This window comes from Paraglaciecola sp. (genome assembly GCF_051252315.1).
GTDB lineage: Bacteria > Pseudomonadota > Gammaproteobacteria > Enterobacterales > Alteromonadaceae > Paraglaciecola.
Map to the genome: position 1 here is coordinate 42266 of NZ_JBPOFP010000002.1, position 19132 is coordinate 61397.

Annotated in this window: 12 protein-coding genes; 5 read left to right on the forward strand and 7 right to left on the reverse strand. The window is 39.8% G+C overall.

Annotated elements, in window-relative coordinates:
- Positions 1-13: 13 nt before the first annotated feature.
- Positions 14-3202 (forward strand): efflux RND transporter permease subunit, encoded by a 3189-nt coding sequence (locus tag ACSHXM_RS00660; RefSeq protein WP_435686773.1) that lies wholly within the window; start codon positions 14-16, stop codon positions 3200-3202.
- Between the two features lie 80 nt (positions 3203-3282).
- On the opposite strand, the gene ACSHXM_RS00665 is transcribed toward ACSHXM_RS00660, so the two are convergent.
- A complete protein-coding gene (locus ACSHXM_RS00665; protein WP_435686774.1) occupies positions 3283-3918 on the reverse strand; it encodes a YigZ family protein in 636 nt (211 codons plus the stop codon).
- Positions 3919-3977: 59 nt separating this feature from the next.
- On the reverse strand, positions 3978-4853 hold the full coding sequence (locus ACSHXM_RS00670) for an EamA family transporter (protein ID WP_435686776.1): 876 nt from the start codon (positions 4851-4853) through the stop codon (positions 3978-3980).
- A gap of 334 nt (positions 4854-5187) precedes the next feature.
- On the opposite strand from ACSHXM_RS00670, the gene ACSHXM_RS00675 reads away from it, so the two are divergent.
- Positions 5188-8079 carry a TonB-dependent receptor gene (locus ACSHXM_RS00675; protein WP_435686777.1) on the forward strand — a complete coding sequence of 964 codons (2892 nt, stop codon included), beginning with the start codon at positions 5188-5190 and terminating at the stop codon, positions 8077-8079.
- Positions 8080-8274: 195 nt separating this feature from the next.
- Here ACSHXM_RS00675 and ACSHXM_RS00680 read toward each other — a convergent pair whose 3' ends face one another.
- The 3 genes from ACSHXM_RS00680 to ACSHXM_RS00690 form a co-directional block, all read right to left on the reverse strand.
- Positions 8275-10092: a putative bifunctional diguanylate cyclase/phosphodiesterase gene (locus ACSHXM_RS00680; RefSeq protein WP_435686778.1), complete on the reverse strand. Its 1818-nt coding sequence runs from the start codon at positions 10090-10092 to the stop codon at positions 8275-8277.
- A gap of 307 nt (positions 10093-10399) precedes the next feature.
- Positions 10400-11104, reverse strand: a complete 705-nt coding sequence (locus ACSHXM_RS00685) for an SDR family NAD(P)-dependent oxidoreductase (protein WP_435686779.1) — start codon at positions 11102-11104, stop codon at positions 10400-10402.
- A gap of 15 nt (positions 11105-11119) precedes the next feature.
- Positions 11120-12988 carry a sulfatase-like hydrolase/transferase gene (locus ACSHXM_RS00690; RefSeq protein ID WP_435686780.1) on the reverse strand — a complete coding sequence of 623 codons (1869 nt, stop codon included), beginning with the start codon at positions 12986-12988 and terminating at the stop codon, positions 11120-11122.
- Between the two features lie 172 nt (positions 12989-13160).
- Here ACSHXM_RS00690 and ACSHXM_RS00695 point away from each other — a divergent pair, with 172 nt between their 5' ends.
- The gene (locus ACSHXM_RS00695) at positions 13161-15455 is read left to right on the forward strand and encodes a CRTAC1 family protein (protein WP_435686781.1); all 2295 of its coding nucleotides are present in this window, start codon (positions 13161-13163) and stop codon (positions 15453-15455) included.
- A gap of 114 nt (positions 15456-15569) precedes the next feature.
- On the opposite strand, the gene ACSHXM_RS00700 is transcribed toward ACSHXM_RS00695, so the two are convergent.
- The gene (locus tag ACSHXM_RS00700; RefSeq protein WP_435686782.1) at positions 15570-16043 is read right to left on the reverse strand and encodes a DUF1348 family protein; all 474 of its coding nucleotides are present in this window, start codon (positions 16041-16043) and stop codon (positions 15570-15572) included.
- Between the two features lie 169 nt (positions 16044-16212).
- Between ACSHXM_RS00700 and ACSHXM_RS00705 the strand changes: the two genes are divergently transcribed.
- Together ACSHXM_RS00705 and ACSHXM_RS00710 are read left to right on the forward strand one after the other, a co-directional pair.
- Entirely contained in the window at positions 16213-16779 is a 567-nt protein-coding gene (locus ACSHXM_RS00705; RefSeq protein ID WP_435686783.1) for a TetR/AcrR family transcriptional regulator, read from the forward strand.
- A gap of 278 nt (positions 16780-17057) precedes the next feature.
- On the forward strand, positions 17058-17771 hold the full coding sequence (locus ACSHXM_RS00710) for an endonuclease/exonuclease/phosphatase family protein (RefSeq protein ID WP_435686784.1): 714 nt from the start codon (positions 17058-17060) through the stop codon (positions 17769-17771).
- On the opposite strand, the gene ACSHXM_RS00715 is transcribed toward ACSHXM_RS00710, so the two are convergent.
- Positions 17755-19089 (reverse strand): ADP-ribosylglycohydrolase family protein, encoded by a 1335-nt coding sequence (locus ACSHXM_RS00715; RefSeq protein ID WP_435686785.1) that lies wholly within the window; start codon positions 19087-19089, stop codon positions 17755-17757. The two genes, ACSHXM_RS00710 and ACSHXM_RS00715, sit on opposite strands and share 17 nt — an antisense overlap.
- Positions 19090-19132: the final 43 nt, after the last annotated feature.

The following is a 19132-nucleotide window of genomic DNA, read 5'->3' on the forward strand; positions in this document are numbered from 1 at the left end:
AAAGGCATAAATCATGAACAGTGAAAATGAAAACACTCATGCCATGGTTGAAAAAACCGGCGCTGAAGAACCTAAACAAACTGGTCTCATAGCATTTTTTGCCAATAACTCAGTGGCAGCCAATTTAATGATGGCCTTTATCGTCATTATGGGCTTATTTAGTTATTCAACCATTCAGCGACAAATGTTTCCTAATGTTGAAATTAACTACATTAGCGTTAATGCTGTTTATCGTGGCGCCTCTCCTCAAGAAATTGAAGAAAGCATCCTGATTAAAATTGAAGAATCTCTAAAAGGTATTACAGAAATAAAAAAAGCGATTTCTCGCGCTTATCGAGGTAGCGGTTCGATTACCTTAGAAATACACAAAGACAAAGAGCTCACTGAAGTATTAGACAAAGTTAAAGCGAGAATTGACAGTATTGCTACCTTTCCTGGTGGCATGGAACCTCCTACTATTTCCCAAATAGAGTTTCGTCAAGACGTTATTGAGATGTCCTTGGTCGGCGACATTCCAATCACAGAGCTTAAACCCATTGCAAAACAGGTTGAAGACGAGTTATTGCAACTTAATAACGTATCTTTGGTTGAATTAGACTCACCTCTTGATGAGATTGCCATCGAAATCAACCCCGACATTTTACGTAAATACAACTTAACAATTGCTGATGTTACCCAAGCTATCCGCAAACACTCTGCCAACATTTCAGCCGGCCAGTTGCGCACTGAGTCAGGGATTGTAGCGATTAGAGTTGAAAACCAATATTACGATGGTGACGAATTCCGTCATATACCAGTAAAAATTGGAAAGAATGGCGCTAAAGTTTATTTAGAAGATGTAGCGGAAATAAAAGATGGCTTCACCGAAGGTAAACGTTACTTCAAATATTCTGGTAAAAATGCCCTATTTATGTCGGTTAAAGCCACTAAAGACCAAAATATGGTGCCCGTTGCTGAATCAGTGCATAAATACATTGAAGCTCGTAACAAAACCTTACCTGATGGATTAGAGTTGAAAGTATTAGTCGATATGACTTTTTATCTCAATGCTCGCCTAGACATGATGCTTAAAAACTTAACTCAGGGCGCTTTTCTTGTAGCCATAATGTTAACTATCTTTTTGCGCTTCAGATTGGCCTTTTGGGTAATGGTTGGTTTACCGGTTTGTTTTTTAGGTGCGGTTATGATGATGCCAGTATTTGGCATTACTATAAATATCTTGTCTTTGTTCGCATTTATTATGGTGCTAGGGATAGTGGTGGACGACGCCATTGTCATTGGTGAGGCCTCCTATAGTGAAATAGAATCCAAAGGGGGAGGTGTTGAAAGTGTTGTACGTGGCGCCAAAAAAGTAGCAACTCCAGCGACATTTGGGGTATTAACCACTATTGCCGTATTTGTACCTTTTGTATTTTCTAAAGGTCCAGAAGGCGCTTTCTTTATCAATATCGCTACTGTTGTGATCTTGTGTTTGGTATTTAGTTTAATTGAATCTAAATGGATTTTACCCGCTCATTTAGCCCACATGAAATTCACTCCTGTCAAAGAAACAAGTTGGCGGGCAAAGTTCAACAAAAAGTTCTTTGCTTTTGTAAATGGCCGTTACAAAAACTTTGTAATTCGTTGCATCGAATGGCGCTGGGTGGTTCTGATGACCTTTATTGCCGTTCTGATGATCAGTTGGGGGCTAATTTCGGCAAACTACGTACGGGTTGTGCCTAACCCTAAAGTACCCCATGATTTCCCAGCTATCGTTGTTGAAATGAACGATAACGTCGCTGATGACACCACTATTGAAGCCGTAAAAACTATTGAAAAAATGGTGTTGGATATAGAGAAAAAAGTCATCGAAGAGTTCGGTAGCCCTATGTTACAAGACACTATGGTGTTTAACCAAGGGCGCACTAGAGCCAGACTTATTGCACCACTGGTTATTGAAGAAGAGCGACATTTTGATGCCCTAGAATTAGCCAGAAGATGGCGAGAAGCTTTACCCATTATTCCTGGCATGAAATCTATCACCATTCAAGACAGCATTAATGGCGGTGGTAATGGTAATGGCGAATTTGGTTACATGTTGTTTGGTGCTGATATCGACATGTTAAATGCCGCTGGGCGCGAATTTATTGCCATGTTACAGCAACAAAAGGGCTTATTTGATATTAGCTCTTCTATTGACCCTGCAAGTAAAGAAATTCAAATCGATTTGTTACCTGTCGCTTTTGACCTAGGCCTAGATTTAGCTTCGATAGCCAATCAAGTTGGAGCCAGTTTCTTTGGTGGTGAAGCCCAACGCGTTATTCGCGATGGAGAAGAAGTGCGGGTCATGGTGCGTTACCCTAAACTCACCCGTGAGCGTTTTGCTGAATTAAAATATGCCGTTATCACAACTCCGAGCGGCCAAGAAGTAATGTTAGGGGACGTAGTAACACTGACAGAAAAGCCAGGTATTAACCATATTCGTAGAGAAGGCGGTTATCGCAGCGTTTATGTTTACGGCTCTATTGATGAAGAAGTTGTTGAACCTAACGAAGTCATTAAAGAGGTGAAGAAAAACCTTCTACCGAAACTTCAATCAAACTTCCCGGGAGTGAAATCTGAATTAGGCGGTGCAATCGAAGAGCAACAAGCCCAACAAGATGAACAGGTCGCATTCTTTATTGCTGGTATGTTATTGGTATACATTTTATTAGCCGTACCACTTAAAAGTTATGGTCAACCTATCATCATCATGTCGGTTATCCCATTTAGTTTTACCGGAGCAATTTGGGGCCATTACTTGTTTGGTATAGATTTAAGCATGATGTCAGCGTTTGGCTTAATTGCCGCAGCTGGGGTGGTTATCAACGACAGCCTAGTCATGACTGACTTTGTCAACCAAAGGCGTAAAGAAGGATACTCTGTACTTGAAGCTGTAACTGAAGCTGGTTGTGCAAGGTTCAGGGCCATTACGCTAACTTCTATCACTACCTTTGCTGGTGTATTGCCCATTATGTTCGAAACGAGTTTACAAGCTCAATTTGTAATCCCGATGGCTGTAGGTTTAGGCTTTGCAGTGTTATATGCCACTATGGTGACACTCATATTAGTGCCATGTTTATACATGATATTGGAAGACCTAAGGAAACGTTTTGGGGGATTATTTAAGCTGCTAGCGTGGCCGATAAATTATTTCGGTAGAAAATCTGCTAAACCTTCTTAATTGAGAATTAAAAATAAAAAAGCGCCAAAAGGCGCTTTTTTAATGGTTCATATCAATTCTATTGAATCAAACTAAAACAATTAGTTGTCATTATCAGCAATGGTTATTTTGCCACTAGTAATATTAATAAGTTCGGCTGTCAGATCTATTAACTCTGACGATGCTACCTCTAAATATGTCATGACATTTTCAGCATAAGTTGCTTGGATATTTTCAACATCGTATCGCGCTAATAACCTCGACACTGCACCTTCAAACTCATATTCATAACTCAAATCAAGCTTAGAGCGACTGACCTTAATTTTAGTGGGTAGGTCGGCAAGCACTTGAGCAACAGCATCTGAATAAGCTCTTTGTAATCCTCCGGTACCTAACTTAGTGCCACCAAAATAGCGCACCACAGCAACCACTATGTCTCCGTAACCACTGTGTTCCAGTACCTTTAGCATTGGCATACCTGCAGTGCCACTTGGCTCACCGTCATCACTCATGGAACGAATCGTGGTATTGGGTGCACCTGCAATGTACGCCCAACATACATGGTTAGCTTGGGGATGTTGGGCACGCAAGGCACGAACAAATCCATCAGCTTCTTGTCTCGAACTAGCGTTATCAGCCAAAGTTAAAAATTTGCTGCGCTTCACCTCAAGTTCTATCTGCCATAACTCTGCTGGGACTAGGTAGCTTGCTGAATTTGAGTCATCTTCTTTTGGCATACTGTTTTAATTCCACATGCTAAATTGTGCCCATAGCTAAATTAAGCCCGCATGCTAATTTAGGCCCACATAACTAGTATGGCAGCAAAGGCGATTAACAATAAACCGATTATCTCGTGTTTTTTTACTGCATTTTTTAACCAAAATACGGCAATCAAAATCGTGAATAACACTTCAATTTGACCTAAGGTTTTCACATAAGCCACATGATGTAATGCCATAGCACTAAACCAACAAATCGATCCCAAACAACTGGTTAGACTGGTACTAAAGGTCATTTTCGCGTTTTGTTTAAGCAAACCAAACGTTTGTGGCGTTTTCACACCAATATAAATCACCAGTAAACTTGTTTGAATACATAACACCCATAACAACACCCAAGCCGCACTATGGGGGAAAGGCACATCTAACAAGTGGGCAGCCTCTCTAACATATAACGAGGTAAGAGCAAAACACGTTCCGCAAGCTAAACCAATCAACACAGTTTTAAAACTTAATTCGCCTTTTTTGCCCCCTCCGCTCAATACAAAAACAGCTGCAGCACCAACAAAAATACCTATCCAACCGAATAAACTTAACTGACTTCCAAAAAACAGAGTACCCACTACCCCAGCTACTAACGCTTCGCTTTTTGCCAAACCTGCACCAACGGCGAAATTCTTTTGCTTAAATAACACCACCATCAAAGAGGTGGCAGCAATCTGTAATACCGAAGCTAAAAAAATAACAAACATAAAGTGGCCGCTAAATTGCGGAATAATTTGTTCAGAAAACTGATAAAGCAGAACAAGATAAATAAGAGCAATAGGCGGGGCAAATAGGAATCGAGCCAGCGTTACGCCAGACGTATTAACGCTCGCACTCAATTGACTTTGTAAAGCATTGCGAAAGGTCTGCATAATCACAGCACCTAAAGTAAAAAAGACCCAACTCACTATTACACCTTAACGATCCAGCTTGGACATATTACATAAAAAGGCATTTTACTCTTTTTTAAGCCTTTTGGTTATTAAAATAGCAATCAGCCTGCCTATAAATTTCGATGCGTTAATCTTTTTGTCTTTCCTTTTCAAAATAAAATACAGGCACTTCGCTTCAGGCTGAAGCGCTTTGCTGGTGCTTATCTTCCAGAATTATTGCTACTTAACGATTGTGATTATGTAAACATCTTGTAAAAATAAATTGGTAAGGCCGCTTGACAATCTAATTGCAGGACATATTATACGATGACAAGATATAAGTATTCACACACACAAAATGGAAGCACCTATGCTCTTAAATTCGCCTATAGATTTTCAACAGAGAATGAAAAAAAGCCTGACAGCACTAGCTGTTATCGCCGCTTGTCAATTACACACCACCAGCGTGTTTGCACAATCAGCTGAGACAGATGCAGCATCTGAAGAAACTGCCGAAATAATTGAAGTACGCGGTATTGCTGACGCTTACCGCAACGCCATTGCGGAAAAAAGAAGTTCGGCAACCATAGTCGATGCCTTGTCTTCGTCAGATATTGGCGCATTACCCGACCTGTCAGTTGCTGAAACGTTAGAAAGAATTACTGGTGTAAGTGGAGACCGCTTTAAAGGCAACGCCAGCGAAATTTCTATTCGCGGTTTAGGGCCATTTCTAGGTTTTTCTACGGTTAATGGCAGAGCAATTTCGTCAGGCAGTGGCAACCGCTCTGTTGCTTTCAGCCAATTTCCATCAGAATTAGTTAACGGCGTAACCGTATTCAAAGCACAAAAAGCTGACCTGTTAGAAGGTGGGGTATCGGGTTTAATCGACTTAAAAACCATTAAGCCTGTTGATTACGGCAAAGAACGTTTTCAAACAGAAGTACGCTTAAATTATAACCCTTACCAAGCTAAATTTAATGATGACAATGGTTTAGGCTATCGCCCATCAGCGTCATACACCAACAGCTTTGATTTAGACGACGGTGGTAAATTCGGGTTTGCCATTGGTTATGCTGGCGCACGCATCTCCTCTCCAGAAGAAAGTTACAATACCAGTTCAACACTTCGTAACTGTAATTCAGACTATGGCGTCGATGGCGGCAGCAATTGTAGTTTTAGCGATTCAAAAGCGGGAGCCAATGGTGGAGCAGCGAAAGATGGCGACTATTACTTTATTCCGAATCAATTTTATTACCGCCAAATGGAATCAGAAGAAGAAAGAGATGGGGTGATTTACGCCCTGCAATGGCAACCCAATTCAGATCTAGATATTAACTTAGATGGCCAATGGTCAAATAGACACTACTACGAAGACCGTCATGATTTAATGTTTGATGATGGCCGCAGACGTATTGCTAATTGGACGACCAATGACGAACACGCTCTGCTGTCATACACAGGAAATTCTAGGATCAGCTCTTACGGCGAGTACCGAGTACGTGAAGAAGAATACAGTGGCGTAGGCTTAAATATTGACTGGCAAGCTACCAATGATTTACATGTGGCTTTTGATGCGGCTTATTCTGGCACCGAACGTTACCAAACACGCACGTGGGCTCGTTTTAGAGGGGATAGAAGCTTTTACGATTGGCAAAATAGTAACGGCGAAGACTTCCCAACAATCAATGCTGTTTATACTGATTTCAATGATCCCGCTGGAAGCGCATCGAATTGGCAACAAGATATCCAAGATCTTGCTTACTTTGATGCAGACAGCGAAGCAAGAAACTACCGATTTGATATCGAAGACACCATTAAAAGTTACCGCCTAGACTTTGAATATGCGTTAGATGGCGATATTTTCTATGCCGTGAGATTTGGTAGCGCTATGTCGTTTCATGATCATGATAACTTTGGTGAAGAAAGAAAAAGTCTATCTACGCCTTCAAGTTTAAGACCTGAAAAAATTGCCGCTGCAGCGAGTAGCTGTGCGATTGACTTCCCTCAGTCAGACTTTGGCGAAGATGCAAACTTCCCGGTGAATAGTTGGGGAACTTTTAATACTCAATGCGGATACGACGTGTTGGTAGGTGATACCGACATGAGTGTCGACCCAATGTCTCCAAGTGAAAATGATGTGCGTATGAGTGAAGACATAACGTCATTCTATGCCATGCTTGATTTTTCTACAGAGTGGGGAGATATTTCAGTTGATGGTAATCTGGGTCTTCGCCATGTTACAACCGATATATCATCTCTTGGTATTCGTACATCTTACTCAGTAAACACTAATGACAGTGGCTTCATCTCTTTTACTGAAAACACTGGCATAAACGAATTCAGTAATTTAGAAAATAGTTACAACAATGTTTTGCCCAGTCTCAACTTGTCTTTTGGTTTAACTGATGAATTGCAACTAAGATTGGCGGCCTACGGTGGTCTTTCTAGACCAGACATGTGGTATTACGGATCGGCTCGAAACATTAGAGGAGCCTCAGAAGAAGATGAATTCACCAGTGTTGAAGCAGCTCTAAATGGCAACGTGACTGCTCGCGGAAATCCATATTTGGAAGCGCTTGAATCCAATAACTACGATGTCAGTCTAAGCTACTACCTAGGCACAGACACTATGTTATCCGCAGCCTTATATTACAAAACGTTTAACGCTCGATTTGATTCACTGAGTGGATTTGAAGATGTGGTCGTAGACGGTGTTGCCTACAATGTTGAAGTGCAAGGTCGACCGACAATTGTTGATGAAGACTCAAAAATTCAAGGTGTAGAATTAACTGTCATGCATCAGTTTTCGAGCTTACCGGCACCTTTTAATGGTTTAGGTACATCACTTAACTATAACTATGCTGACTCTGACTTTGAGACACCAGAAAATGGTGGAAGCATCACACAAGACGTCCGTGATATGGTAACGCCATCTGATATCGCAGGTTTATCAAAGAATACTTTTAGCGGACAAATTTACTGGGAAAATGACGACTTTTCAGCGCGTCTTTCCTACAAGTATCGCTCTGAATATTTAAAACCTTTTGGTAGCAGCTTAGCCCAAACCAATCGATTTGTTGATGACACCTCATCGTTTGATGTTGATTTTAAGTACGATATCAACAAAAACGTTACCGCTCGTTTTCAGATCCTTAATTTAACTGGCGAACCTTATGTTGAACAACGTGTAGCACACGAAGCGTACAACCGTATAGAACATTCAGGACCTCGTTTCTTCTTAGGCTTAAAGTATCGCATGTAACTTTCGAAAATTTAGTTAACCCTAATTGGGATAGCTAGGTACCAGGAGCTCGTGGTTAGGCCGCACCCTAACTGCGAGTTTTTTGTATCGAGTAAAGTAGAAATGGTGATTGTGGAGAACCCCAAACGTTAAACAAGTGTGCATTCCTGCGTTCGAGTCTTAGCACATAAATGTACATACTTAAAAATAAAACCGTTAACCTGTCTTATGTAATTGTAAATAAGTTTGATGCCATTGCACTAACTCTTCTTGTGGCATAGGTTTGCTAAAATAGAATCCCTGCAGACTTTGAATACCCATTGAAGTTAAAGCATCAGCTTGAACTTTAGTCTCAACACCTTCAGCCACTACGCTATAACCTAACTCTTTCGCCATATGTTGTGTCGCTTGAATAATGGCTTCACCACCTTTATCCATAGTAGCAATAAAGTTTTTATCAATTTTGACGACATCTGCAGCAATTAATTGCAGTAATGAAAGAGAAGAAAAACCTGTACCAAAATCATCCACCGACACTTTAATATTTAATTTTTGTAGTGCCTTTATCTTTTGAATAGCGAGGTCAATATCTTCGACAAATATGGACTCTGTAATTTCTAAGTGTAGGTTTTCTGCAGGAAACTGTGATTCCTTCAATACAGATTCGACAACTCCTACCATATTATTATGCATTAGTTGTGCTACCGAAACATTCACCGACAAATTCACCGTACTATCAAACGTCCAATGAGTGGCTTCTTTACAAGCTTGTTGTAATACCCAGCTGCCGATGGAGTGGATATAACCATTTTGTTCTGCAATGGGAATAAACTCTTCAGGAGAAATCAGTTCGCCGTCTAAATTCCAGCGCAACAATGCCTCACAGAAACACACTTTGCCTGTTTGGCTGTCAATAACAGGTTGGTACGTAACAAACATTTCTTTATTCTCAAGTGCGTGAGACAAACCATCTTTTAACCTTTGCTCCCGAAGAATTGACTCTCGCATTTGTTGGTTAAAAATACATACATCAGACTTAGCAGTTTGTTTTTGGGCGTACATAGCGGTATCTGCCAGTTCAATTAATTCTCGCTCATTGGTTGAATGTTGCGGATACATTGCGATACCAACAGTAGCCCCCACTTGCAATGAATTTGTATTCACTCTAATTGGCTGTGACAATAAGTGAATCAATTTAGTAGCAAACTCTTTGGCTTCAATCGCAGTTCTATGATGCAAGGCAATTAAAAATTCATCTCCACCCCAACGGCACAAATATTCATGATTTTGTGCTTGTACATACAACCTATGGGCAACAGAAGTTAATACATCATCACCGGTTGCATGACCATGCGCATCATTTATTCCTTTAAAACCATCTAAGTCAATAAACAACAAAGCAAGTGGCTTTTGTTCTTTTTCGGCTGTCGCAATCAAGCTTTTCAAACTTTCTGAAAATGCATTACGATTAAATAATTTGGTCAATGGATCTAACCGAGAAATGGTTAGTATTTCTTGAGTGCGTCGCTTCACTTTTTCTTCTAAATTCACATTAGAAGCGGCTATTTCAGCATTCTTTTTTTCTAATTCATCTAATAAATCTGCATGTTGGTTCTTGATAAAAATAGAATCAAGAACAAATTGAGAGGATACTTTTGCAGAGGAAAACATGACAAATACAAAGATGAGGCCTAATACACCAAATACATTTTGATAATATTCAGTAGATACCAAACACATTAAGGATAAGGGAACCAATAATATTGCAGCGTAACTTAGCGACAAAGCCTTGTTTGCAGCTAAGATAGTGGCAGAACCACCAGCCATTGCTGACATGATCACTATGGTGGCAGCCAGCTCGACAATATCCATCGAGCTAAAAAATAAAACCGAATAGACCCCTAACGAAATTGCCGTTAAAAACCGAACAATAACAAACCTGAACAAAGGCCCATCTACGTCATATTGCCTTCCTCTCAACTTAGCTTGCCAGTAAAACATATCGACTAAGCGACAAACCAGCAAGACGCACATAAACATCAACCAGTATATTTTAAGCGTTTTATCTGGGTTGTCAGGAAAACAAAAAACTAAGGCTAAACAAACGCACAAACTAACGAGTAAACTACCTGGGTTATTCCCATGAAGAAGTTCAAGTGAATCTCGTTTAATGCTCTGCTCGGATGTGGATAAAATATCCTTAATAATTTGTCCCTACTTATTGTTTCAGCGGTGCGTAATAAATTTCAAAGAATTCAAAGTGAATATTGTGTTCCAACTATCAACCACATTAATCATAAATAAAGAACAAGGCAATTGTAAATCCAACTTTAGATATTTTTTACCACGCAATGGGCACACCAAGGCTATCAACAAAAGATCCGGAATTTTTGTGTGTTAAATTGTCTATAGTTTGGCTAATTTGTTCTGCCACTTCTGCCACACTTGTTGGTGCTTCAGCTCCCCCCATGTCAGTATTTACCCAACCTGGGCTAATGGCACAAAATACAGAAGAATCCGTTTGCTTCTTGTTAGCTAATCTATTGGTTAATAGATTAAGCGCTATCTTACTTACCGCATAAGCATCAAATGGTTCGTTTGAACCTATGTTCTCTTGCAAAGAAGCAAGCCCTGTAGATATTTGAATAACCTTAGTATGCTCATTAAATAAGCCTGATAAAGCTTGAATAACCAAAGCCGGCCCAACTAAATTAGCATTGAAATTCTTAACAAAAACCTGCTGGCTCCATTCTCCAAATTGACTATCTATCGATACGCCGGCATTGTTTATCAACACCGAAATATGATCGACTTTATTAATGAGGAACTGTGCAAAACCTTGAATAGATTGTTCATCACATACATCTAACTCAGCTAAAGTAAGTTGACCAACATATTGAACAGACAAGTTTTTTAACTGAGTAACATCAGCTCCCAATCTATGTGTCGCGATGACTTGCCAACCTAACTGCAAGTAGCGCTGGCATAACCCTAAACCTATGCCGCGATTGGCGCCTGTTACAACCACTAACTGTGTATTGTTCATATATAACTGACTCACTTAAGTATTTGGAATGAATTTTGTTGGGATATCTAATTTTTTATCGTCGGCTCCTAAAGCAAAATCACTTTGATAGTAAGTGTTTGCTTTGCTCCAATCTACCTCAACTCGTTTGTCACCTAATACAATATTGCCTAGTTTTTGCCTAAACCACTCAGCTAAAGCCACATACTTTGGAGCGTTAGCTACATTGTTTCGCTCTAGTGGGTCATGTTTCAAATCGTATAAAACCAATTCAACATTCTCTACTGGCGCGGTTAAGCCCCATTTAATATCTTGACCTAATTGGTCTGGTTTAAGCAGGTTATTACTAAACGGACGTGTGCGCATAGAGAAACGGAAACGCTCAGTGTGAAGGTATGCTCTAGGGCCATAAACAAGATTGATCTCACCTAAAATATAGTCTCTTTTCACTTTGCCATTCATAACCTCAACTAGGTCGACACCGTCTAAATAATCGAACTGTTTATCATCGATATCGACGCCGGCAGCATTTAAAATCGTTGGTGAAAAATCAACAAACTCTACTAAGTCATGATTAATCTTGTTTTCTGGAATACGTTTTTTATCAGAAGAAACTACGATAGCCGCATTATTAACGGATTGTTGCCAAGGGCCAAATTTAGCTTCTATACCTTGTTCGCCCAAATGCCAACCATGATCGCCAACCGTAAAGATAATTAAGTACTCTTGATTATTTTCAGCACTATATTTTTTAAACGCTTGAACAGCATCACCAATTAAGTGGTCTCCATATGCACAAAAAGCATAATAATCTCGGATTGCTTGCTGCTTTTCTTCATGGGTATATGTATCCACTTTCATTACGTTATACAACTTAACTAACTGTGCAGGGAGTTTTCCTAGCTCTGCTTTTTTATCAAAGTCAGGAATATCATAGACTTTATCTTTAAAACGGTCGCGAAATGATTTGGGCGGTAACACTGGCGTGTGAGGTAAACGAAAACCTAAATTGATAAACTGTGGTTTTGAGGTATCTGCACCTTGGGCCGCTTGCCCCCAACTTGTTTTAAAGTCTTTATTTGGACTTTGTAGATAATTTTTCATCTCTTTGACAATATAATCGTCAACAGTTTCACCTACAGGTTTTGGGTTAACGCCAGACAGAATTAAGTTTTTATTTCCACCTCGCGTATATGAACGGATAATATCAAACTCTTTATCTGTATAGGCTTTAGCTGCAATATCATCTTGGGTTAGTGGTTCGCCGTTACGCTTTAAGTAATACTTTCTTTTTGTACCATTCGGATATAAAACATGTTCAGTTAAACCAACCATCGCGTTATTGCTGTCGTAGCCAGCTTTAGTAAAAATATCGCCTAAACCATTTTTCTGAATGTCATGTTTAAAGTGAACCTTATAATCAAACAATTTCGAATCATGGAAACCTTGCCCTGGCCCCCACTTATATATGTAGCTATCTACTTTCCCATAAGAAGAAGTAGCATAACCATTATCTCGCATGGTTTGCGATACAGTCGGTTTAATAAAATCAGGCTCTTGATGAGTTAATTCGAAAGCATAATGACCGTTTCTAAAAGGATAACGACCAGAGTGCATTGAGCCCCTTGAAGGCCCGCACACTGGAGAGTTGTTAAATGCCTTAGTAAACAACACGCCTTCAGCCGCTAACTTATCAACGTTAGGCGATTCTACATATCCAAGAGGGCTATGTTTTGTGCCATAAACAGCCTGATTATAAGCAGACACAGAATCTGGCCGTTGATCATCAGTAATTATCCAAAGCACATTAGGTTGTTTAGTTTTAGCAACCACCTTAGGAACGTCTATTACCGCAAACAGGCAAAGAATTAGACTTGCATAGCCGAATTTTAAAAATACTCTCATGGTTGTTATTTCTATCTCTCTATCATCTGACAGCGATATAATAGTCCACGCCAGACCACTTTGTATACAATTAACAGTATTCATATGGAAATTTTGTATATAGGGGAAATTGATAATATGCCGACTTAGTGTAGAATATTGTCAACAATAAACCATGAACAATGGGTTACTAATGAAATTAATGCCAAGTCAATCTAGAGCGCTATCCGCTCTTTTAAGCTGCCTACTAATTAGCGTTTCTGGGTGTGCAGACAAACATTCCACATCAAATAACAGTCATGATAGACAGCTTGCCGCAAGTATAGAGCACAGACTATCACTTCCTTCTTCTGAAATTAGAGTAGGTAGCCCAATAAAAGTGGAAGTCAACCCAAGCAGCCTAAGCCAAAAATTTAAATTTGTGGTTAAATTAGACGCCCCTTACGCAACACTGAGCATATTGAGCGGCAACAAGATGTTGGCGAATAACATCAATATTGCTAGTGAAGGAGTGAACACACTTAACCTTATTTTAGAATTTGAGAAAATAGGAAAACAGACCCTATCCCTTATTGCCAGAGGCGCCACGATAAACTTACTTTCAGCAGAGTTACTTCCAAGTAATATTGAGATTAGTCAATTCAAAGATATTTCAGCGGAAATAGGCCTAGTCACTGAAGAAACTTATAAATACGGCGGCCCAGCTATTGCTGATTTTGGTAATGATGGCGACTATGATTTTGCTTTAAATAACCATAATTTTATTCCTACCCAGTTGGTAGAAAATTTTGATGGAAAAAAAGTTTCCATCACTAAGTTGTTTCCCGGCCCAATGGATTATCACGGTTCGTCTTTTGGTGATTATGATTTAGATGGCGACTTAGATTTAATGGTGGCCTTTGGTGGTGGCAATGGCACCAACCCAACCTCTTATGCGTTGATGCAAAACAATGATGGTCAATTAACTAACGTGACCAGTGAAGTAGGTATCAATATTCCTACTCGCGGCCGATCACCTCGCTGGATTGATTTTGATCAAGATGGTGATTTAGATATTGGCTTTTTCAATGCCAAACGTCCTAATTATGACGGTGCTCAACAGGTGTTTTTCCGTAACAAAGGTGATGGTACCTTTGAGTTAGTAGACATTCCTGATTTAGGCCATGCTCCCGGAGAAAGAGTAGCGCTACATGACTTTAACAACGATGGTAAAACAGACATATTGTTATATTTTCCAGTGTCGTTGTGGCGTAACGATGGAGATTTTAAATTCACTAATGTCACAGATATGTTCCCAGAGTCGGTCCAAGATTTATCTAATGTGGTTGGAGCAACTGATGTAGATATCAACAATGATGGCTTACAAGATTTATACTTCGCCCGAGGAAAAACGGCTTACCAGCTGTCTCGTAAAAGTATCGACTTTAACCCACAAACCAAGCGGATTGATGTACGAGACGACGGTGAAAAAGGTACAACGGCTATCGATTTTACTGCACAAGATACCGTTCGTTTATCCCATATGGAGTTAACCTTCAGACAATACTGGGACGGGTTTGCGGTATTTTTAGGTGAACAAAAAACTAGAAAGATCGTAAAAGCAAAAGGTTTCCAAGTTACTCAGTTACCCGAAGAAATGAAAACTGCGGCAGACTTTTTAGATATCAATAAACAAGAGGCACAAGGTTGGCCAGAAAAACGTGATGTTAATGGCCTTTATATTGGACATATTAGCGATGACCACTGGCGAGCAGAATGGGTACGAAATGGCAATATCTATTGGCAAGTGACCTTTTCATTAACCGGCGTCAATACCCTAAACTATGACTGGATACCCAACAATCGTAACGAACAAGACGTACTATTGTTGAATCAAGGCGATCATTATATAGACGTATCGAAAGACTGGAACATTCCACAAGGTGGCAACCATGCGGGTGTTACACACGGTGACTTTAACAATGATGGTTGGACAGATCTTTTCGTTTATCGTTATGGCTTTTTAAAAGAGCGAGTCAATGACTTGTTACTTATGAATACAGGCAACGGAAGTTTTGAAATCAGCACTGAGCATGGAGCCAGAGTTGCAGCTGATCCAGGTCATGGCGACATGGGCCAAGCATTTGATTTTGATTTAGATGGTCGTGTAGACATGTTAAATGGTAGTGAAGAAGAAGGTCATTGGTATCTCTTCAAGAATACCAACCAATCAACAGGGAATTATGTGTTGATTGATGTGGGTTACAGTCCTAAACAAGGGATTGATTCCTACTTTGCCAAAGTAAAAGTCACCACTAAATCTGGCAAGCAGTACTTGAAACATGTGAGTTCAGCAGGGGCAATTCATGCCCAATCACAACTGAGTATTGTGCACTTTGGTTTGGGTGATGAAACAAAAATAGACAACATCGATGTACAGTGGCGTAACGGTGAAACCATGACATTTAACGATGTGCAAGCCAACTCGACCTACACCACACCTAAGTAGCCTATCCCGAGATATGGTTAAGTAACATCAGGTTTATCGAAACTTGCTAAAAACACTAAGCCCAGTATAAAACTGGGCTTTTGTTCTGAAATACAGGATAACTCTGTGACTAATTTACAAACCTAACTCTGACAACCCTGCATGATCCTCTGGTCTAGCACCATGTGGCCAATGAAACTTTCGCTCACTTTCTTGTATTGGCAAGTCATTAATACAGGCAAAGCGCTTTTCCATTAAACCATTCTTATCAAACTGCCAATTTTCATTTCCATAAGATCGATACCACTGTCCCGAATCATCATGCCATTCATAGGCATATCGCACTGCAATCCGGTTTTCAGAGTAGGCCCATAACTCCTTAATTAGGCGATATTCCAGTTCTTTATTCCATTTACGGGTTAAGAATTGTTCAATTTCTTCTCGGCCAGTAACAAACTCAGCACGATTTCTCCAAGCACTGTCTTGAGTATAGGCCATTGCCACTTTACTCGGATTACGATTATTCCAACCGTCTTCTGCCATACGTACTTTTTGTTTGGCTGTCTCTTCGTTAAAAGGTGGAATGGGATGTCTCACTTCTTCACTCATAATTAGTCCTCTATGCTTAAAATGATATCAATGAATATTGATGTATTAACACCAAAGGAGACAGATTGGTCTACCTAACACAATAAATTAATAGACAGACTTGTCTACGTCAAGAAATTTATCTACCCTTAACACTCTTTAATTGAAAGTGATTGCAATACAAACTTAAATGAAAGAAAACAAAAAAGACTTGTTAATTGATGTGGCGCAAAACTTGTTTTATCAACAAGGGATCAGAGCAACTGGCATAGATTTGGTCTTAACGAATTCAGGCATAGCCAAAAAAACCTTATATAACCATTTTAGCTCTAAAGAAGCGTTGATTATCGCCACCCTAAAACGGCGAGACCAGCAGTTTATGCTGATGATGGCAGAAAAAGTCGCCCGCCTTACCGAACAACAAACGTCATCCAAAGAGCTAAACCCTGTTTTAGCATTATTTGACGCCCACCACGAATGGATAAACTCTGATAATTTCCACGGCTGCATGTTTATTAATGCTTCAGCGGAATTTCCGGCGCCAGAAGATCCTATTCACTTAATCTGTTTACAACATAAACAAAATATAGTCGACTACATCGAAACTTTGTTACCACTAACTATCAGTAATAAAAAAGCCACTGCCTTACAACTTACTCTTCTCTTAGACGGCACAATTGTAATGGCTCACACCATGAACGATAAAAGCTCTGCCAAACATGCCAAACTAGTAGCAGAAGTAATATTAAGTCATTAGAAAAAGTGACTTGCAGGTGACTAGGAACGAAAACATGGAGGATTTCTTAGCATTATTTTAATCTCACAGGTCCGCATTTAGAATCAAAAACGCTGAATTTTGGCACTTTTTTCAATAAAAAGATTGAGACAGGTAAAGCTTTATAAACGCCCTTGAATCGAGTAATTATCTCTTATAACCTAAGCTATCTTTTAACCCTAACTCGGGTTATTTATCTTAAATATCAGGGAGTAGCTTTGCTCAAACTCATCAGTTCGCTTTGTTATGTTTTGACTACAATGTCAGTTGTTTTTGCCAGCGAAAAGACACCAGACCAAAATATTTCGGTCATGTCTCTAAACATTTATGGTTGGAAAACCATGCCGCAAAAGGCAACCGATTATGCAAAATTAATTCAATCCGAAAATATAGATGTTTTAGCTATCCAAGAAGGCGCTGAAGATTGGGAGATCACTACCCAATTCCCTACCGATTACAGTCGTGCAGTGGCGTTACATGCCGCTCTTGAGGAAGAAGAAAAAGAATGCTGGCAACAACATTACCAATTATTCATTAATCAATGTGCTGGCATCAAGTTCATCAAGGCAGAGCGGTTTGATTTAACCAACGGACCTAAAGCAACCAGAACTGGTGAATATGCGCTTTTAGAAAAAGCGGGTCATCAGTTTTTATTTGTAAATATTCATTGGGACCATCAATCACCAGACACCCAGAAGAAAAATGCGCAAGAAACAGCAGCTTTAATTCGACAGCTACCAGCACATCCTTTAATACTTGTAGGTGATTTCAATTCACCTTGTAGCGGTTCAATTGTGTCTATTGCGTCAAATCAGGCGAAGCTAAACTTAATGGGCGATGGAGGAATTGATTGTATATTCACCCGTACCTTTGAAGGCAGCGCCAAGGAGATAGACGCTAGCCCTTCTGACCATCCAGCGGTTGTAGCGCTTCTAAAGGTCCCTCTGGTAAAAGCGCCTATGGTAACGGAATGATCCACTGATCATTTTTAATATCCAACTTACCCTGCATTTGTTCAACCACCACTTTATCCACTATCTCAACGCCGCGTTTAGCCATATTGGTTAACGTATCTTCACCCGCTAGGTTTGGCGTACGATCAGGGAAGTTTCGGCGGGTACGATGGATCCAATAACCATCTGCCATTTCAGATTTACCAAAGGTATCTAGCACACCTTGATATCCCAACATAAAACCTAATAAACCGCCCCATGTCGCAGTGGGATTGTCAGAATCCCAACCCGATAAGGTGCCAATTTGAATGGTTCTTTTTATATCACCTTGACCGTAAAACAAACTAACTAAACTGGCAGCAAAATTTATTCCCGCCTCAAACGGGTCTTTATATTTATACCCATCAGCTTGTTTAATTTGATAACGCTGATAGACCGCATCTCGAGTTTTTTCCCAATCATTTTTGTCAGGATTATTTTGGTAAGACTGCCACACAAAGTCATACATTTTTGCTGGATAACTGTTTTTAGGTAATTGCCTTCTGGCCTGTTTTGCCAACCATTCAACTCTATCTTGTATAGACAGGTTTTTATCTGCTTTTAAAACTAAGGAATGCATCACCACATAAAAGTTCGCTATCCACTGCGCTTCGTCTTTTGCCGACACACTAATGGGCAAATTAGCAATATTAAGCGCAATATCACTACGTATTGGTGCAAATAAGCCAAATATCTCTGTGGTTAATTGAGCGTCAATCATCATGTACTTGGAATTGTTTTTTGGTTCACTAGTCAAAGGTGGCAACATTCCCTGAATCATTAAATCATGAGCTCGCTGATTCGATTCCCACAAAAAATTCTCTTTTTGTGCTGTAGAATCTGGAAATTTTTTAAATAAAGGAGCGCTGTCTTCAGGATATATATGTTCAAGCCAACCGGCTCGAATTTGAGTGGCCGTTAATAAACTGGTTTGATGTTTGTCGTGCAAGTGTAAGTAGATGTATTCGATGTCGGTATCGTCATCCGACCCCCATGGCTGATTAGGTTTTTCAAAATAGAAATCGATAACAGAAGCATGAGGCACATATTCTCCCCACATGGCTTTTAAATCTTTTGTTCCCCAATCCTCATCAGTATAAAAAGGCATGGTTTTAGCCGTACCCACTTTATCCATTTCAGTAATCAAGCCCGTCCAATTTGCAATATTCTGCCCTAACCAAAAACCGTGTAATCTAGTTTGATAGTCACTACGAGAAACGTTTACAACTTGAGGTTTAGCCACACCAACCAAGGGCAATAAACATAACAAAAACAAACAAACCTTAGAAATTTTACTCATTATGTACCCTTTGCTCAGTTTTAAAATCGAATGAAATCATACT

What these genes read in the sequence shown, in the direction of transcription:
- ACSHXM_RS00660 (WP_435686773.1), top strand. Translation starts at nt 14, where the DNA reads ATGAACAGTGAAAATGAAAACACTCATGCCATGGTTGAAAAAACCGGC.
- ACSHXM_RS00665 (WP_435686774.1), bottom strand. Translation starts at nt 3,918, where the DNA reads ATGCCAAAAGAAGATGACTCAAATTCAGCAAGCTACCTAGTCCCAGCA.
- ACSHXM_RS00675 (WP_435686777.1), top strand. Translation starts at nt 5,188, where the DNA reads ATGCTCTTAAATTCGCCTATAGATTTTCAACAGAGAATGAAAAAAAGC.
- ACSHXM_RS00680 (WP_435686778.1), bottom strand. Translation starts at nt 10,092, where the DNA reads ATGTGCGTCTTGCTGGTTTGTCGCTTAGTCGATATGTTTTACTGGCAA.
- ACSHXM_RS00685 (WP_435686779.1), bottom strand. Translation starts at nt 11,104, where the DNA reads ATGAACAATACACAGTTAGTGGTTGTAACAGGCGCCAATCGCGGCATA.
- ACSHXM_RS00690 (WP_435686780.1), bottom strand. Translation starts at nt 12,988, where the DNA reads ATGAGAGTATTTTTAAAATTCGGCTATGCAAGTCTAATTCTTTGCCTG.
- ACSHXM_RS00695 (WP_435686781.1), top strand. Translation starts at nt 13,161, where the DNA reads ATGAAATTAATGCCAAGTCAATCTAGAGCGCTATCCGCTCTTTTAAGC.
- ACSHXM_RS00700 (WP_435686782.1), bottom strand. Translation starts at nt 16,043, where the DNA reads ATGAGTGAAGAAGTGAGACATCCCATTCCACCTTTTAACGAAGAGACA.
- ACSHXM_RS00705 (WP_435686783.1), top strand. Translation starts at nt 16,213, where the DNA reads ATGAAAGAAAACAAAAAAGACTTGTTAATTGATGTGGCGCAAAACTTG.
- ACSHXM_RS00710 (WP_435686784.1), top strand. Translation starts at nt 17,058, where the DNA reads ATGTCAGTTGTTTTTGCCAGCGAAAAGACACCAGACCAAAATATTTCG.
- ACSHXM_RS00715 (WP_435686785.1), bottom strand. Translation starts at nt 19,089, where the DNA reads ATGAGTAAAATTTCTAAGGTTTGTTTGTTTTTGTTATGTTTATTGCCC.